15 protein-coding genes are annotated in these 14,504 nt (G+C 72.7%); 6 read left to right on the forward strand and 9 right to left on the reverse strand.

The features are described 5' to 3' along the window. Nucleotides 1-2: 2 nt before the first annotated feature. Nucleotides 3-929: an NADP-dependent oxidoreductase gene (locus I6A60_RS06970; protein WP_203016591.1), complete on the reverse strand. Its 927-nt coding sequence runs from the start codon at nucleotides 927-929 to the stop codon at nucleotides 3-5. Between the two features lie 260 nt (nucleotides 930-1,189). On the opposite strand from I6A60_RS06970, the gene I6A60_RS06975 reads away from it, so the two are divergent. Together I6A60_RS06975 and I6A60_RS06980 are read left to right on the forward strand one after the other, a co-directional pair. Further along, complete coding sequence (locus I6A60_RS06975) at nucleotides 1,190-1,669, forward strand: nuclear transport factor 2 family protein (RefSeq protein ID WP_203016593.1); 480 nt, start codon at nucleotides 1,190-1,192, stop codon at nucleotides 1,667-1,669. A gap of 179 nt (nucleotides 1,670-1,848) precedes the next feature. Next, entirely contained in the window at nucleotides 1,849-3,231 is a 1,383-nt protein-coding gene (locus tag I6A60_RS06980) for a PP2C family protein-serine/threonine phosphatase (protein WP_238434917.1), read from the forward strand. Between the two features lie 50 nt (nucleotides 3,232-3,281). On the opposite strand, the gene I6A60_RS06985 is transcribed toward I6A60_RS06980, so the two are convergent. Genes I6A60_RS06985 through I6A60_RS07000 form a run of 4 tightly spaced genes read right to left on the reverse strand, consistent with a single transcriptional unit; the run spans nucleotide 3,282 to nucleotide 6,888 of the window. Next, nucleotides 3,282-4,352: an ergosterol biosynthesis protein gene (locus tag I6A60_RS06985; protein ID WP_203016603.1), complete on the reverse strand. Its 1,071-nt coding sequence runs from the start codon at nucleotides 4,350-4,352 to the stop codon at nucleotides 3,282-3,284. Beyond that, nucleotides 4,349-5,143, reverse strand: coding sequence for an SDR family oxidoreductase (locus tag I6A60_RS06990; protein WP_203016613.1), 795 nt, complete (start codon nucleotides 5,141-5,143; stop codon nucleotides 4,349-4,351). Before I6A60_RS06990 ends, I6A60_RS06985 begins: the two co-directional genes overlap by 4 nt. 11 nt (nucleotides 5,144-5,154) lie before the next feature. Then, complete coding sequence (locus I6A60_RS06995) at nucleotides 5,155-6,000, reverse strand: class I SAM-dependent methyltransferase (RefSeq protein WP_203016615.1); 846 nt, start codon at nucleotides 5,998-6,000, stop codon at nucleotides 5,155-5,157. 36 nt (nucleotides 6,001-6,036) lie between these two features. Further along, complete coding sequence (locus I6A60_RS07000) at nucleotides 6,037-6,888, reverse strand: TylF/MycF family methyltransferase (RefSeq protein ID WP_203016617.1); 852 nt, start codon at nucleotides 6,886-6,888, stop codon at nucleotides 6,037-6,039. Nucleotides 6,889-7,013: 125 nt separating this feature from the next. On the opposite strand from I6A60_RS07000, the gene hrpB reads away from it, so the two are divergent. The 3 genes from hrpB (at nucleotide 7,014) to I6A60_RS07015 (ending at nucleotide 11,389) form a co-directional block, all read left to right on the forward strand. Further along, entirely contained in the window at nucleotides 7,014-9,620 is a 2,607-nt protein-coding gene (gene hrpB, locus I6A60_RS07005; protein ID WP_203016619.1) for an ATP-dependent helicase HrpB, read from the forward strand. A 173-nt stretch (nucleotides 9,621-9,793) separates the two neighbouring features. After that, the gene (locus I6A60_RS07010) at nucleotides 9,794-10,243 is read left to right on the forward strand and encodes a hypothetical protein (RefSeq protein WP_203016621.1); all 450 of its coding nucleotides are present in this window, start codon (nucleotides 9,794-9,796) and stop codon (nucleotides 10,241-10,243) included. A gap of 153 nt (nucleotides 10,244-10,396) precedes the next feature. Beyond that, nucleotides 10,397-11,389, forward strand: a complete 993-nt coding sequence (locus I6A60_RS07015) for a hypothetical protein (protein WP_203016623.1) — start codon at nucleotides 10,397-10,399, stop codon at nucleotides 11,387-11,389. A gap of 44 nt (nucleotides 11,390-11,433) precedes the next feature. On the opposite strand, the gene I6A60_RS41345 is transcribed toward I6A60_RS07015, so the two are convergent. The 3 genes from I6A60_RS41345 to sodN form a co-directional block, all read right to left on the reverse strand. Beyond that, entirely contained in the window at nucleotides 11,434-11,871 is a 438-nt protein-coding gene (locus I6A60_RS41345) for an anti-sigma factor (protein ID WP_307873560.1), read from the reverse strand. Between the two features lie 501 nt (nucleotides 11,872-12,372). Further along, entirely contained in the window at nucleotides 12,373-12,903 is a 531-nt protein-coding gene (locus tag I6A60_RS07025; RefSeq protein WP_203016625.1) for a GNAT family N-acetyltransferase, read from the reverse strand. 79 nt (nucleotides 12,904-12,982) lie between these two features. Further along, on the reverse strand, nucleotides 12,983-13,381 hold the full coding sequence (gene sodN, locus I6A60_RS07030; RefSeq protein ID WP_203016627.1) for a superoxide dismutase, Ni: 399 nt from the start codon (nucleotides 13,379-13,381) through the stop codon (nucleotides 12,983-12,985). A 193-nt stretch (nucleotides 13,382-13,574) separates the two neighbouring features. On the opposite strand from sodN, the gene I6A60_RS43375 reads away from it, so the two are divergent. Beyond that, complete coding sequence (locus I6A60_RS43375; RefSeq protein WP_307873562.1) at nucleotides 13,575-13,883, forward strand: S24/S26 family peptidase; 309 nt, start codon at nucleotides 13,575-13,577, stop codon at nucleotides 13,881-13,883. On the opposite strand, the gene I6A60_RS07040 is transcribed toward I6A60_RS43375, so the two are convergent. Beyond that, entirely contained in the window at nucleotides 13,844-14,461 is a 618-nt protein-coding gene (locus I6A60_RS07040; protein ID WP_013422012.1) for a dTDP-4-dehydrorhamnose 3,5-epimerase family protein, read from the reverse strand. The genes I6A60_RS43375 and I6A60_RS07040 overlap by 40 nt on opposite strands. Nucleotides 14,462-14,504 lie beyond the last annotated feature (43 nt).

The raw sequence follows: 14,504 nt of genomic DNA on the forward strand, positions 1-14,504 counted from the left end.
GATCAGCCGGGGATCTCCAGCACGACGCGGCCGCGGGTGCCGCCGCCGGCCATCGCCCGCTGGGCCCACGCGGCGTCCCGCAGCGGATAGGTGGCACCGACCCGGGGAGTCAGCCGGCCCGCCTCGGCCAGCCCGACCACGGCCGCCAGATCCGCGTGAACGAGCCGGGCGAACACCGGGACGGACCCAGGCGTGGCGAAGTCGGCGATCGAGGCCACCCGGACCGCCGGGCCGCCGAGCCCGCGACCGTCCGCCAGCGCGCCCCGCCCGGCGGCGTCGAGAACGGCGTCGACCCCGTCCGGGGCGAGTTCGATGGCCCGCGCGGCGGCCTCGGGCCCGTAGGCGATCGGCTCCGCGCCGAGCGAGGCCAGGTAGCCGAAGTCGGGCGTGGACGCAGTGGCGAGCACCCGTGCCCCGGTGGCGAGCGCGATCTGGACCGCGAGCGAACCGACACCGCCCCCGCTGCCGTGCACCAGCAGGGTCTCGCCCGGTGCCACGGCAAGGGCGTGCCTGACCGCCTGATAAGCCGTCAGCCCGCCGAGCGGCAGCGCCGCCGCCTGCGCCCAGCTCAGGTTCGCGGGTTTGTGGAACAGCGTGCGGACGTCGGCGGCTACCTGCTCCGCGTAACCGCCGTGCGCGCGCTGGACGTCGCCGCGAATGTAGCCGATCACTTCGTCGCCCGGCGCGAACTCGGGCGCGGCGGGCCCGGCCCGCTCGACCACGCCGGCGATATCCCAGCCCGGGACCACCGGGAAGAAGGTCTCCACGGTGTGATCCATGGCCCCCGCCTGGTAGCTGAGGTCGGCGGCGTTGAGGCCGGCGGCCCTGACCCTGACCAGGACCGAGTCCACGTGGGTCCGCGGTTCTGGCAGGTCCACGATCTCCAGCACATCGGGACCGCCGTAGCGGCGGTAAACGGCGGCTCTCACGGAAGGTCAATCCTGACGTCGGAGGTCGATCGGCGATTGCCGTCCTCATCCATTCGAGCAGTTCGGCGGAAGCCGGTCGATGCCAGTCCGGGTATCGACCGATACCCGGCAGGTATAGGCGTTCAAAGGTGGCCAGAAGATTCTGCTTATACCTGGGAGGTATCGACCAGTACCGAATGGGAGATAGCTCGGGCGGCATCCCGGTGGTGGCATGGGGACGCGGTCGACAGGCCGCCGAGCTCAGAAGGAGAGAACCGCCGATGAGTCCCGAACGTGAAATCGAGGAAGTACTGGCCCGCTACGTCCGCGCCGCCGACCACCGCGACCCCACGGCCATGTCGAAGCTGTTCACCGACGACGCGGTCGTCGAGATCTACTACACCGGTGGCGGCGCGGCGGAACCACTCGGCGAGCTGCACGGGGCCGAGACCATCGGCCAGGCGGTCGCCGGCCAGATGGCCGCGCACCCGCCGCTCGGCTGGAGCCACCACACCACCCTCAACCCGATCGTGCGGGTCGACGGGAACACCGGCACGTTCGACGCGCAGTTCGTCGTCTACGACGTCCGCGGCCGTGAACGGCCCGCGACCGGCTGGCCGGCCGGCAGCCTCGGCGCCCAGGGATCGATCGTCCCGATCGAGTCCGGCTACCTCCTCGCCACGCTGCTGCGCACCGAGGGCGGGTGGAAGCTGACCAGGCACATCATCAGGCACGACCTGCCGTACGCCTTCCCGAGCTGAACGGCTGGCCCGCCGGTGGTCCGGATCCGGCGATCACCGGCATTCAACGGCACCGCTACTGGGGCGTCGGACGGCGTCCGTAACACACTGTTACGATAGACCACTGTCTGGTACTTCCCGGGCGGTGTCTCGTCCGCGGCCATGCCGACGTCGGGCCGAGGGGGCAGACGATGAGGCAGATGGGGCAAGCCGAGCAGCCCACCGCCGACGGCCCCGTCGCCGCCGAGCCGCGCCGTGGCGGCGGGCCGCTCGGCGGTGACGGGTCGCCCGGCCTGGCCTTCCCCGCCGGGCGGCCGAGCCCAGCCGCCGACGAGCTGATCTCCTCGTTGTCCCAGGCGCTGGTGCGATCCCGCCGGCTGCTGGCGGCCACCAGCGCCCTGGGCACGGTGCTGACCGTCGCCGATGTGGCCGACGTGGCGTTCCGGACCGCAGCCGAGGACGCCGCGGTGACCTTCGCCGGGTTCGTCCTGTTCGGCGAGGACGGATCACCCGGTCGGGTGCTGGCCTGGCCGACGCTTTCCGATCCGGTCTTCACGGACATCTGGGTGCACGCCCGCAACCCCGGCCCGGCGGCCCTCGGCGAGGTCGTGCGGACCGGGCGGCCGCGCTTCGACCGGAGCCGGGCCGGCTACCTGGCCGACTTTCCGGACCGCCGGGACGTCTTCGACGCGATCGGCATCGATGCCACGGCGACCCTGCCGCTCATCGTCTCCGGCCGGATCATCGGGGTGCTCTCCCTCGCCTGGTCCGGGCCTCGGTCCTTCGACGAGGACGAACGCGCCTACCTGCGCACCCTCACCGGCGTCTACGCCCAGGCGGTCGAACGGGCCAGGCTGCACGAACGGCAACGGTCCGTCGTCGAGACTCTGCAGCGCGCGATCCTGCCGCGGGCGCTGCCCACCCTGCCGGGCCTGAAGCTCGTCGCCCGGTACCTGCCGGCCGGCCGCGACGCCGAGATCGGGGGCGACTGGTACGACGCCGCCGTGCGGCCGGACGGAACCGTCACCCTGGTCGTCGGGGACGTCGGTGGCCACGGCCTGCCCGCGGTCTCGGCGATGGCGGAGCTGCGCCACGCCGCCCACGCCTACGCGATCGAGGGCCGTGACCCGGCCGCCATCACCACCCAGCTGTCCGCCAACCTCGTCGCCGCGCAGGACGACGTCCTCGCCACAGCGGTCGTCGCGACATTCGCCCCCGACAGCGGTCGTCTCACCTGGTCGTGCGCCGGCCATCCGCCGCCGTTGGTGCTCTCCAGCGCTGGCGCCGAGTACCTCGACGACGTACACGGCCCGATGCTCGGCGTCGAACCGGGATACGACTATGGCGAGGAGTCCAGGACCCTGCCGCCAGCCAGTCGTCTCCTGCTCTACAGTGACGGGCTGATCGAGCGGCGGGACACCTCCCTCACCGACCGGCTCGACGCCCTCGCCACGGCTGCGGCGGCCTGCCTCGCCGCCGGCGCCGACGAACTGGACGCGCTCTGCGACCAGCTTCTCGCCGAGGTCGCCGGCCCGCAGGGCCGCGAGGACGACGTCTGCCTCCTCGCCACCCGTGGTGGCTGAACGCCCTTACTCGCGGGGCAGTCATTCAGCTAAGAAGAGCGGGACGAAGCTCAGTAGATCCCGGGGATGATGCGCCAGCGCACGCGGGCGCGGTACTCGTCCCAGAGCGCGCCGTACTTGGCGGCGCAGCGGCGGTCGTCGTCGATCTGGCGCGGCACGAGCAGGCCGACGTAGTAAAGGGGATACAGCCAGGGCCAGGGGTCACCTGGCGTGCCGAGGGCGAGGGTGATCCCGGTGGCCATGAGGATTTCGCCGAGGTAGTTGATGTGGCGGGCGGCGCCCCAGAAACCGCCGCAGAGCAGCGTGCGTTCGCCATCGCTGACCGAACGCGGCTCCAGCAGGCCGAAGGCGCGGGCGGTCGGATCGCGCTTGAAGAGGAACTTCTGCATGTTCGCCCCGCGCGCGAGCGTCCAGCCGGTGGCGAAGACGACGCCGGCGAGGACCAGCAGCCAGAGCGGGGCGTGCGGGTCAGGCTGGTCGGCCCGCGCCCAGAGGCCCACGCAGTAGAAGTACGGGTAGAAGACCAGGCAGCCCCAGCCGAGCTTGAAGCCCACCCGCTCGGCGAAGAGGTCGTACGTGTAGAGGTGGACGTGTTCGAAGGTGAGGTAGTCCACCACGAAGTAGGTCAGCAGCCCGGCCGAGAGCGCGACGGCGGCGCTGAGGTGGCCGATCGCGCGATCCTGGTGGGCGGCGAACGACAGGACGTTGAGCTCCAGCAGCACCGCGCCCGCCAGGTAGAGAAACATCTTCGCGTCGACCCTGCCGCCGCGCCAGCGCGGGTTCTCCCGGCGCCCGAGGTAAAGGTCGGCGAGCAGCGGCTTCCCGGTCGGCGGGGCCGGCAGGACGAGGGCTCCGGTGAACAGCAGGCCGAAGACGCAGGCGCCGGCGAGCTCGGCCCAGCGGTGCCGCCAGAGCTCGTCGGCCGGCACCGCGTTCACGGCGACGAGCAGCACGGCGATCCCGACGGTGGCCACGAGGACGACGAGGCCGTTGAGCCGGTAACGCAGCGGTCGATCGTGATCGTCGCGCACGTAGCCGTCGATCCAGCGGCCGGGAAGAACGACGTGTAGGGCGAGGATGGCGCCGAAGGCGATCCACGGGATGAAGAAGCCGAGGATCATGGTGCGTCGAAGCCCTTCACTGCGCGACCCATGATCGCGGTGGCGGTGGCGCGCGGGAGCACACGACGCATGGCGAACGCGGCGAGCTTGTTCGTGTGGCCCGGGGTGACGAGCGCCTTGCGGCCCAGACCCGCGAGGGCGGCCTCGACGACCTGGTCGGGATCGAGGGTGCCCGGTGCGTCACGTCCGACGGTCGCGGCGTACCCGGGCGTGCGCACCGCGCCGGCCACACAGGCGAGGACGTCGACGCCGGCGGGCCGCAGCTCGGAGTGCAGGCTCTCGGCCAGGGACGTGGTGAAGGCCTTGCTGGCGGCGTAGGCGGCAAGGCTCGGGCCGCCCTGGTTGCCGGCCAGCGAGGACATCAGGACCAGCGAGCCGCGGCGGCGCTCGGTCATCGCCGGGACGAGCTGGTGGATGAGGGCCAGCGGGCCGCGGATGTTGACGTCGACGAGGCGCTGGGCGTCCCGCGGCGGATGGTCCAGCAGGGGGCCCGCGAACGAGAAGGCCGCGTTGTAGACGGCGGTGCCGATCTCGAGCCCGCTGCCGGCCGCGGAGAGGCGGTCCCCGAAGTCCGGCTCGGCGAGGTCGGCGGCCAGCGGCCGCACCTCGACTCCGTGCTCGGCGGCCAGCCGCTGGGCCAGCTGTTCGAGCGGCCCGGGACGGCGCGCGACGGCCAGGACGTGCAGGCCGCGACGGGCGAGCGCCTCGACCCAGGCGGCACCGAGGCCCTCGGAGGCCCCGGCGACGACAGCCCACGGCCCTGCTGGCGGGTGAGTGCGTAACGCGGGCATAGGACGCGACCCTACCCAGCGCGTCCCGCCTTGCCCAGCGCGTCCGGTGTGCCCGGCTTGCGCAGGACCACCAGGCGGTATCGGACCGCGCCGAGGGCCGAGAGCAGAAAGAGCAGGAGCGTGGAACGGATGGGGACATGCCCGCGACCGGATACGGCGCGAGAGACGCCGTCCGCGAGCAGATAGAGGTAGGTGGGCAGTGTGAGCCTGGTGACGTCGGCGTCCTGCTCGACCACGAGTCCGGCCTTGTCGGCCATTGCCTGATAGTCGCCGTCCGACCAGGTCGACTGCCGGCCGTATCCCTTGGCGACCTGGTCCTCCAGCCAGCGGCTGACGGCGTTTGCCGGCTCTGCCTTGTCCACCCGCACGAAGTCGGAAAGAGAAACCCGTCCGCCGGGTTTCAGCACGCGCTGCGCCTCACGGAGGAAGGTGAGCCGGGACGGGAAATGGAAGATGCATTCGACGGCGAGAACCGCGTCGAAGGCGGCCGAGGGAAGCGGAAGCGCGCAGCCATCCGCGCAGATGAACTGGGCTCGGGTGGGCAGGGCCCGGGTGAGCTGGCGATGGTCGATGTTGACGCCGACCAGTCGCGCCGCCGGTAATCGTTCGGACAATCGCCCCAGCGTTCCCCCGAAACCGCAGCCGACATCCAGGACCGTCATGCCATCGGAGATCAACGCCCCGCCGGCGACCGTGTCATCGAGACGCTCCTGCGCTGCGACGACACTCTGCCCTCGAATTCCGGTACCGCGTAACCGCGGCCATAGCCCCCAATGTATGTGCCGAGAGAAGGCATCCGCCGTCCGATCGCCTTGGCTACGGTTCTCGAGTAGCACGTCTATATAGGGAAGCTCCACATTCGCACCATAGACCGTGCGGGTCCGAGAAGCCTGTTAATGGCCCTGACCTGGCCCCTTCTGGGCCGGTTCGGACTCGTTGCTGCTCGGTCCCTGGAGGCGCCAGAACACCGCCCACTGGTCGATCCGCGTCAGGGGCGCGGTGATGCCGTGCGCGGCGCGGTAGTCGTGGACCGCCTCCGCGCACGCCGGGATCTGGTAGTCGTCGATGATCACGAATCCGCCCGGTGACACCTTCGGGTACAGGCTGTCCAGCGTGTCCATGGTCGACTCGTACAGGTCACCGTCGAGCCTGAGCACCGCGATCCGCTCGATCGGCGCGGTGGGCAGGGTGTCGCGGAACCATCCCTTCAGGAACCGGACCTGGTCGTCGAGCAGCCCGTAGACGTCGAAGTTCGCCCGCACCTGCTCCAGCGGGATGGCCAGCACGGCGTTGGCCAGGTGCAGCCGGGTCTGCTGGTCGCTCGGGTGGCTGTCCGGCCCGCTGACCGGCATCCCCTCGAACGAGTCGCACGCCCACACCAGCCGGTCGGTCACCCCGTAGGCACGCAGGACCGCGCGCATGAAGATCGCCGTTCCGCCGCGCCAGACCCCCGTCTCGACCAGGTCGCCAGGGATGCCCTCGGTGATCGCCGTGGCGGCGCAGGCGTGGACGTTGTCCAGCCGGGCCCGCCCGACCATCGTGTGCGCGACGGATGGCCAGTCCTGGCCGGTGGCTCGCCGGTCGCCGTCGAACGCCGCCTCGGCCCGGGAGACGGGCGGATCCTGGTAGATCGTGTTCGTGAGGATCCGCTTCATCAGGTCGAGGTAGTCCTCGTTCCCGGCCCGGTGCGCCGTCGGCGGACTGACCACAGTCACATCGTCGTCCCATCTCGCGGCCACGGCCACGGCTCGTCTGCCCCTCGCGGGAGCCCCCGGATGGTTCGATCCTGGCCGGTGTCGACGCGGGCCGCGACCAAAGTCGATCCCTCGCCTCGCGGCGATGGCCTGGCTGGGGCGAGGACACTGGCCGCATGTTGCCCGACCGCGCGGTCGCCGGCGCGGACCTTCCCGTCCGGGACGTGCTGCCCGCGCTCCTCGCCGCGCTGGCCGGCGACGCTCGTCCCGCGCACGGTCCCGGCACCGGCCCGCGCGGGGCCGCCGTACTGGTGGCACCGCCCGGCACGGGCAAGACGACGCTGGTGCCGCTGGCGCTCGCGGACGAGGTCAGCGGCCGGGTCCTGGTCGCGGAACCGCGGCGCATCGCGGTCCGGGCGGCGGCGCGGCGGATGGCCGCTCTCGCCGGCGGCGAGGGACGCGGTGAGGTCGGCGGTGAGGTCGGCTACGCGATCCGTGGCGAACGCCGCGTCGGGCCGTCGACCCGGGTCGAGGTGGTCACGACGGGAGTGCTCGTCCGGCGCTTGCAGCGTGACCCGGAGCTGCCCGGGACCGACGTCGTGATCCTGGACGAGTGCCACGAGCGGCATCTCGACGCCGACCTGGCCCTCGCGTTCATGCTCGACGTCCGCGCGACGCTGCGCCCCGACCTGAGGCTGCTCGCGACCTCGGCGACCGCCGACACACGGCGGCTGGCCGGCCTGCTCGGCGGCGCCGGGCCGGCCGCGCCCGTCGTCGGCACGGATGCCCCGCTGTTCGGCGTCGACGTGGTCTGGGCACCCGCGCCGGGCCCGATCGCGCCGGCGCACGGCCTGCGCGTCGACCCGCGGCTGCTCGACCACGTCGCCGCGACCATCGGGCGGGCCCTGCGGGAGACGTCCGGGGACGTGCTCGTCTTCCTGCCCGGAGCGGGGGAGATCGGCGCGGTCGCCGGCCGGATCGCGGGCCACCGGGACACGGTGGACGTGGTCACCCTGCACGGCAAGCAGTCCGGTCAGACCCAGGACGCCGCGCTGCGGGCCGGACCGCGCCGCCGGATCGTGCTGGCGACCGCGGTGGCGGAGAGCAGCCTCACCGTGCCCGGGGTCCGGGTCGTGGTCGACGCCGGCCTGGCCCGCTCCCCGCGCATGGATCATGCCCGCGGGCTGGGCTCGCTGGTGACCGTGCGGGTGTCGCGGTCGTCCGCCAGCCAGCGGGCCGGCCGCGCGGGACGGGAAGCACCGGGCCGGGTGTACCGCTGCTGGTCCGCCGCCGAGCACGACCGGCTGCCCGCGCAGGCCGAACCGGAGATCGCCGTCGCCGACCTGACCGGCTTCGCCCTGGATCTCGCGGTCTGGGGTCATCCCGGCGGAACCGGGCTCGACCTGCTCAGCGACCCGCCGGCGGGCGCGATGGAGGCCGCCGGGGCATCCCTGCGGGCGCTCGGAGCGCTGGACGCCGCTGGGCGCGTGACCGCGCGGGGACGGGCGATCGCCGCGGTGGGGGCCCATCCCCGGCTGGCCCGGGCGCTGATCGACGGCGGTCCCGCCGTCGGCGCCCAGCGCGCGGCCGAGGTGGTGGCGATCCTCTCGGGGGACGGACCGGCGGGCGCGGGGTCGTCCGACGACCTCGTGGCGACCTGGCGGCGCCTGCGAGCGGGCACCGACCGGGCCGCGTCCGCCCGGTGGCGGGACGAAGCCCGGCGGTTGCGCCCAGCCGCCGAACCGTCCGCTCCCGCCGAACCGTCCGCTCCCGCAGGAACACCGCCTGGCAGCACGGTGACCGACGACCTCGCGGCGGGCCTCGTCGTCGGGCTCGCGTTCCCGGAACGGCTCGCCCGGGCTCGTGCCCCGGGTGGGGCGACGTACCTGATGGCCGGTGGCACGGCCGCGGAGCTGACGGGCGGCTCGGCCCTCACCGGGGCGGAGTGGCTGGCCATCGCGGTCGCGGACCGAGGGGCCGGGCGGACCTCAGCCCACGTGCGCCTGGCCGTGACGCTCGACGCGGCGACCGCGCGCGAGGCGGGCGCGGCCTTCCTGCGCACCGCCGACGAGGTCGCCTGGTCCGGCGGTGACGTCGTCGCCCGCCGGGTCGACCGCCTCGGCGCGATCGTCCTGGCCGAACGCCCGCTGGCCCGGCCCGACCGGTCGCTACTGGAAGCCGCGCTCCTCGACGGGCTGCGCCACGAGGGGCTCGCGGTGCTGCGGTGGACCCGCGACGCGACCGCGCTGCGGGAACGGCTCGCCTTCTGCCACCGGGTCCTCGGTGATCCCTGGCCGGACGTGAGCGACGCCGCGCTGCTGGAATCGGCGCCTGCCTGGCTCGGCGCCGACCTACGGGACGTGCGGCGCCGCGCGGATCTGGAGCGCATCGACGCTGGGCCGGCGCTGCGCCGCCTGCTGCCCTGGCCGCGGGCGGCCCAGTTCGACGAGCTGGCGCCGGAGCGGGTGGAGGTGCCGAGCGGGTCGCGGGTGCGGCTCGACTACAGCGGTACCGGCGGTCCCGTGCTGGCCGTGAAGATCGCCGAGGTGTTCGGCTGGGAACGGGTGCCGGCCGTCGCGGACGGACGCGTTCCGGTCGTCCTGCACCTGCTCTCGCCGGCGGGCCGCCCGGTGGCCGTGACGAGCGACCTGCCGTCGTTCTGGCGGTCCGGCTACCCGCGGGTTCGCTCGGAACTGCGGGGGCGCTACCCGCGCCATCCCTGGCCGGATGACCCCACCACCGCATCCCCGACCCGCCGCGTCGCCCCCCGCGGCCCCCGGTGACCGGGACCCTGGACCGCACATCCTCGGCAGCCTCACGCGAGCGGAACGGTGGCGCTGGTAGAAGTAATTCGGGTATCCGACGCGCGGAGCGGAACCTGACCTTGGCCGCGCAGGGATCGATCCCTTAGCGGACCGGCGGGCACGCGGCCTCATGCGGTATTCGGAGGGTTTTGATGGCCTCTCTCCCGGCCGTTTTCTTCGCGATTGTGGTTGTCGGGATCGTGGCCCTCTCCCGAGGCGAGGTGCGCTGGGCTCGCATTCACAGCCGACGAGTCGCCGCTCTCGTCGTCTTCCTCGGCCTCATCGCGTTCGCGGCTGTTGGAAGCGAGCTACCGAACAACACGACGACGGGCGGTAAGGAATCTGACGTGTCGACGGTCGGCGTCGCGAGCCTGTCCACTCCCGGAGATCTTGGCGGCCTCTCGCCAGCCAGCACGCCGGCTCCCGACCAGACACCGCCGCCGCCGGCCAGCGCGCGCTGTCGCCCGGTGACGAACCGAGGCAAGTGCTACCAGGCGGGCGAGGTCTGCCGGAGGGGCGACCGCGGCAGCCAGGGAGTGGGCGTCAACGGCGAGGCAATCGTGTGCCGGGACGACAACGGCTGGCGGTGGGAGCCCGCGTAGCCAGCTCGCCGGGCTGGGACGGTGATATTCCGCTCCGGCCGGGGTAGGCGTCCAGACACTGACCTGCCATCACCCGAGGTTCCTGACCGGTCGTTGGACAGCGCGTTGACTAAAGGTCGCCGGCGGATCACGGGACATGGAAGAGGTGGCGCGATGCGAGTGCTCCCGTTGAAAGCGGACCGCCGTGACGGCGCTCCCGCGCACCCGGCCTGGCGCACGTTCCGACTGTGGTTCGCCCTCGCGGTGGTTGTTCTGCTGGCCTGGGCGGCCACCCGGCCGGCTGTGCGCTCGTTGTTCGTCGCCCCGAAGACGGACACCTCGGCGGGCCTCGTGGAGGCGGACTACTCGGCTAACGGCCCCTACTCCACGACGACCCAGGACGTCGCAGACCCGGCTGGCACCGCGCACTACCGACTCTTCCGCCCGGCCGACTACGCGACGCTCGGATTCCTGAGCCCGATCGTCACCTGGGGAGTCGGGACCGGCGGGACCCCCACCCAGTACTCGGACCTGCTCGACCATCTCGCGTCGTACGGGTTCACGGTGATCGCCCCGGACCAGCACAACACCGGCAGCGGCGGCGAGATCGCGGCGGCGGCGCGTTACCTGATCACGCAGGCCCGGACGGCCGGAAGCGTCTTCGACGGTCGCCTCGACGTGCACAGGGTCGCCGCGGCCGGCCATTCTCAGGGCGCCGGCGGCGCGGTCCGGGCGGCCGTCGACAATCCGGCGTTGATCGACACCGTTGTGACCTTCTCGCTGCCCAGCAAGACCTGGGTCGCGGCCAACGCGGACTACCCGACGAAGAGCGACTGCATGTTCGACCTGACCCAGCTGCGCCAACCGGCATTCCTCATCGGAACGCACGGGGTCTTCGACTCGGTCATCGCCAGCGCCGCGACCGAACGGGCCTTCTACGACCAGGTGCCGGGCCGTGCCGTCCTCGGCCTCATCGAGAGCTCAGGCGGGAAGGTGGCCGACCACAACTCGGTCCAGGGCGCCGCCGGGTCCCGTGGCTTCCTCGGCTACGTCACCGCATGGCTGTGCGCCGAGCTGCGCGGCGACCCGGTGGCCGCAGCCGCGTTCGACGGCACCCGTCCCGAGCTCGTCGGTAACGCCAACTGGCCCGGCAGCGCCACCAGGTAACGCGCCATCTGGCGACCAGGGCATTCACATAGGCCGGGAGCGGCCTATCCGCGGTCGCCGCGTCGTTTCGCCAGTTCGATGGTGACGCGGTGGCCGGGGCCGGTGGAGCTGGAGACCTCGCCGGCGAGGGCGCTGAGCACGGTCCAGGCGAAGGTGTCCTTCGAGGGTGGTTCGCCGTCGAGGCTGTCGACCGAGACGGTGACTCGCATGAGCCCGGGGGAGAGGCTGAAGGCGCATTCGAGTGCGGAGCCGGGGACGGCGGAGACCAGGAGCAGCGCGGATGCCTCGTCGACGGCGATCCGTAGGTCCTCGATGTCCTCGAGGGTGAAGTCGAGGCGGGCGGCGAGTGAGGCCGTCGCGGTACGCAGAACGGTCAGGTAGGCGCCGGCGGCCGGAATGGTGAGCTGCACGACGTCGCGCAGGCCGCCTCCGTGGACGCCGCTGGAGTTGCCCGTGCCGTCGGCTGAAGGCGTCGGATCCACGTTCTACCCCCAGTGCTGCGTCGTTCCGGTGGCGAGATCTCGCCGCCGGCGGTGAGTTCGAGTTGTCGTCCCCCGGATGGGCACGTACCTAACGCCTACATCATCCGGCCCCGCGGCCGGCTCGTCGCGGCGGGCGTCCAGCGGTCCACGTACAGCCACCGGGCGGCCAACCGACGGCCGTGCGGGCTGGCCCTGCCGCTGGGTCGTGGCGCTGGACTCGTCGGGTGTCCTGGTTGCTGGGGAGCCGAGCAGGCGCTCGACCTCGGGTCCGGGAGCAGGGGCCCAGCTGGTCCGCGGGGACAGTCGCTGGGGAACCGACTCCCCCGTCGCTATGGCACGGACCGTTCTGTCGGCCGCCGGCCCAGGGTCGGCGGCTGGGCGCACCCCGCCGCGCGCCTCCGCGTGCGGTGGCCGGTGGGGCGCCCGCTGTACCCACGGTACCCACGCGGAGCGGGGTGGCGCAGGTCGGCCGATCAAACGCCGTGGGCGCGTTGTTGTCGGCTAAGTGGGGATCCGGCGATCCGTGGCCGGGTCGGCGTCGGTCGCCGCGAGCGCGGCGATACCTTCCGCGCCCAGCCGCCAGGTCGTCCAGCCCTCCATGGGCGCGGCGCCCAACGTGCGGTAGAAGGCCTGCGCCGAGGTGTTCCAGTCCAGCACGTCCCACTCGAGCCGCTGGTGGCCGCGGTCGCGCGCGATCGCGGCGAGCCGGGCCAGCAGCGCCCGGCCATGCCCGCCGCGGCGGTGCTCCGGTGCGACGAACAGGTCGACGAGGAACGACCCGGTCCGCCCGGTCCAGGTCGAGAACGTCTCGTGCCAGATCGCGAACCCGACGACCAGGCCAGCCGGTTCCTGCTGGTCCGCGTCCTGCGTGACGGCCACCAGAGCGCCGGCGGACGGTCGCGCGCCGAACAGCGCCTCGGTGAGGTCCGGCTCGGTCATCTTCACCGCGTCCGGCTCGCGTTCGTACTCCGCGAGTGCTCGGACGAGCCGAAGCACCGTCGCGACGTCACCCGGCTGGGCTGGGCGAATCATGGTCGTCTCCTGGGCTGGCGGGGAAAACGACGTCCCCGGGAGCCTGGGGCACCCGGGGACGTCGGCAGAGCAGGCGAGATCAGGCAGCGGCCTTGGTCTCCCAGAAGACCTTGGCGATCTCGTCGATCTTGTCGATCAGCTTCTGGCCGTCAGCCGGGTCGACCGAGCCCTTGGCGCCCGCCGCGCCGGCGGCCTTGGTGGCCTGCCAGAACAGGTCGTGCAGCTCCGGGTACTTCTCCAGGTGGTTCGGCTTGAAGTAGTCGGTCCACAGCACCCACAGGTGGTGCTTGACCAGGTCGGCCCGCTCCTCCTTGATGGAGAGCGCACGCGACCGGAAGACCGGGTCCTCGTTGCCCTGGTACTTCTCCTGGATCGCCTTGACCGACTGGGCCTCGATCCGGGCCTGCGCCGGGTCGTAGACGCCGCAGGGGAGGTCGCAGTGCGCGCTCACCTGGGTCTTGGGATGCAGCAGGCTCATGCCGCCGTCCTTCCTCGCACGATCGTCGCGTCGGGGGCACGGGCGGTGCGCGAACCGAGCGCGCCTGCGCGGGCCGATCCGTGTTTCGCGCGCCTGGCCGGCCTCGCGCGTCGCGCGCGGCGGCTGGCGTGCGGGGGCGCCGGCCCGTGTCCCCACCTTCTGGCAACCTACCTCTGTGCGGCCTTGCATTCCCGTGCGGGCGGTCTCCGTCCGCGGTGCGTCGATGGTCCCGACGTTGCGCGACGGCGACGCCTGCCTGGTCTGGTGGGGCCGGGCGCCGCGGCCCGGTGACGTGGTCGTGGCCCGGCTTCCCGGCGGCCGTGGGCTCGGCGTGAAGCGCGCGCAGTTCGCCGACCCGGACGGCAGCTGGTGGCTGCGATCGGACAACGTCGGGGTCGGCACCGACAGCGCCGCCTTCGGCATGGTCCCTGGTCAGGACGTGGTGGGCCGCGTGCTGGTGCGCTACTGGCCGAAGCCGGCCTGGCTGCGCAGGTCGGCGTAGAACGCCTGGCAGGCGGCGTACGACGGCAGCAGCCCCGCGGCCTCGGCCTCCTTGAGCGTGGGGGCGACGGCGTCCTTGTCGGACAGCAGCGGGGTCAGGTCCGCCGGCCAGGGCAGCCCGAGGTCGGGGTCGAGGGGGTTGATGCCACGCTCCCGGCCCGGGGTGTATGGCGTTGAACACAGGTAGGAGACCTGCGCGCCGTCGGTCAGCGCGATGAACGCGTGCCCGAGGCCCTCCGCGAGATAGATCCCCTTGCGGTCGACGTCATCGAGCTGGACGGCGGCCCACTGGCCGAACGTCGGCGAGCCGACCCGGATGTCGATCACACAGTCCAGCACCCGGCCGGACACACAGGTGACGTATTTCGCCTGGCTCGGTGGCACGTCGGCGTAGTGCACCCCGCGCAGCGTCCCCGCCCTGCTGATGCTGTGGTTGCCCTGGGCCAGCCCGAGCGGGTGGCCCAGGGCCTTCTCCAGCGCGTCGGCGCGGAACCACTCGAGGAAGGTGCCGCGGCTGTCGGTGTGCTGTCGTGGGGTGAAGACCCACGCGTCCGGTACGGACAGTTCGGTGACGTCCACGCTTGCGGACCGTACCGGTTCGCCCGACCGGCCGTACGCCCAG

Origin of the sequence: Frankia sp. AgB1.9 (assembly GCF_016786355.1) — a bacterium.
In the GTDB taxonomy this organism is placed as follows: Bacteria; Actinomycetota; Actinomycetes; order Frankiales; family Frankiaceae; genus Pseudofrankia.

Excerpts from the sequence above, each read along its gene's own strand:
- sodN (WP_203016627.1), bottom strand. The coding sequence starts at position 13,381 with ATGAGCCTGCTGCATCCCAAGACCCAGGTGAGCGCGCACTGCGACCTC.
- I6A60_RS06990 (WP_203016613.1), bottom strand. The coding sequence starts at position 5,143 with ATGCCCGCGTTACGCACTCACCCGCCAGCAGGGCCGTGGGCTGTCGTC.
- I6A60_RS06975 (WP_203016593.1), top strand. The coding sequence starts at position 1,190 with ATGAGTCCCGAACGTGAAATCGAGGAAGTACTGGCCCGCTACGTCCGC.
- I6A60_RS07015 (WP_203016623.1), top strand. The coding sequence starts at position 10,397 with ATGCGAGTGCTCCCGTTGAAAGCGGACCGCCGTGACGGCGCTCCCGCG.
- I6A60_RS07010 (WP_203016621.1), top strand. The coding sequence starts at position 9,794 with ATGGCCTCTCTCCCGGCCGTTTTCTTCGCGATTGTGGTTGTCGGGATC.
- hrpB (WP_203016619.1), top strand. The coding sequence starts at position 7,014 with ATGTTGCCCGACCGCGCGGTCGCCGGCGCGGACCTTCCCGTCCGGGAC.
- I6A60_RS06980 (WP_238434917.1), top strand. The coding sequence starts at position 1,849 with ATGGGGCAAGCCGAGCAGCCCACCGCCGACGGCCCCGTCGCCGCCGAG.
- I6A60_RS07025 (WP_203016625.1), bottom strand. The coding sequence starts at position 12,903 with ATGATTCGCCCAGCCCAGCCGGGTGACGTCGCGACGGTGCTTCGGCTC.
- I6A60_RS06985 (WP_203016603.1), bottom strand. The coding sequence starts at position 4,352 with ATGATCCTCGGCTTCTTCATCCCGTGGATCGCCTTCGGCGCCATCCTC.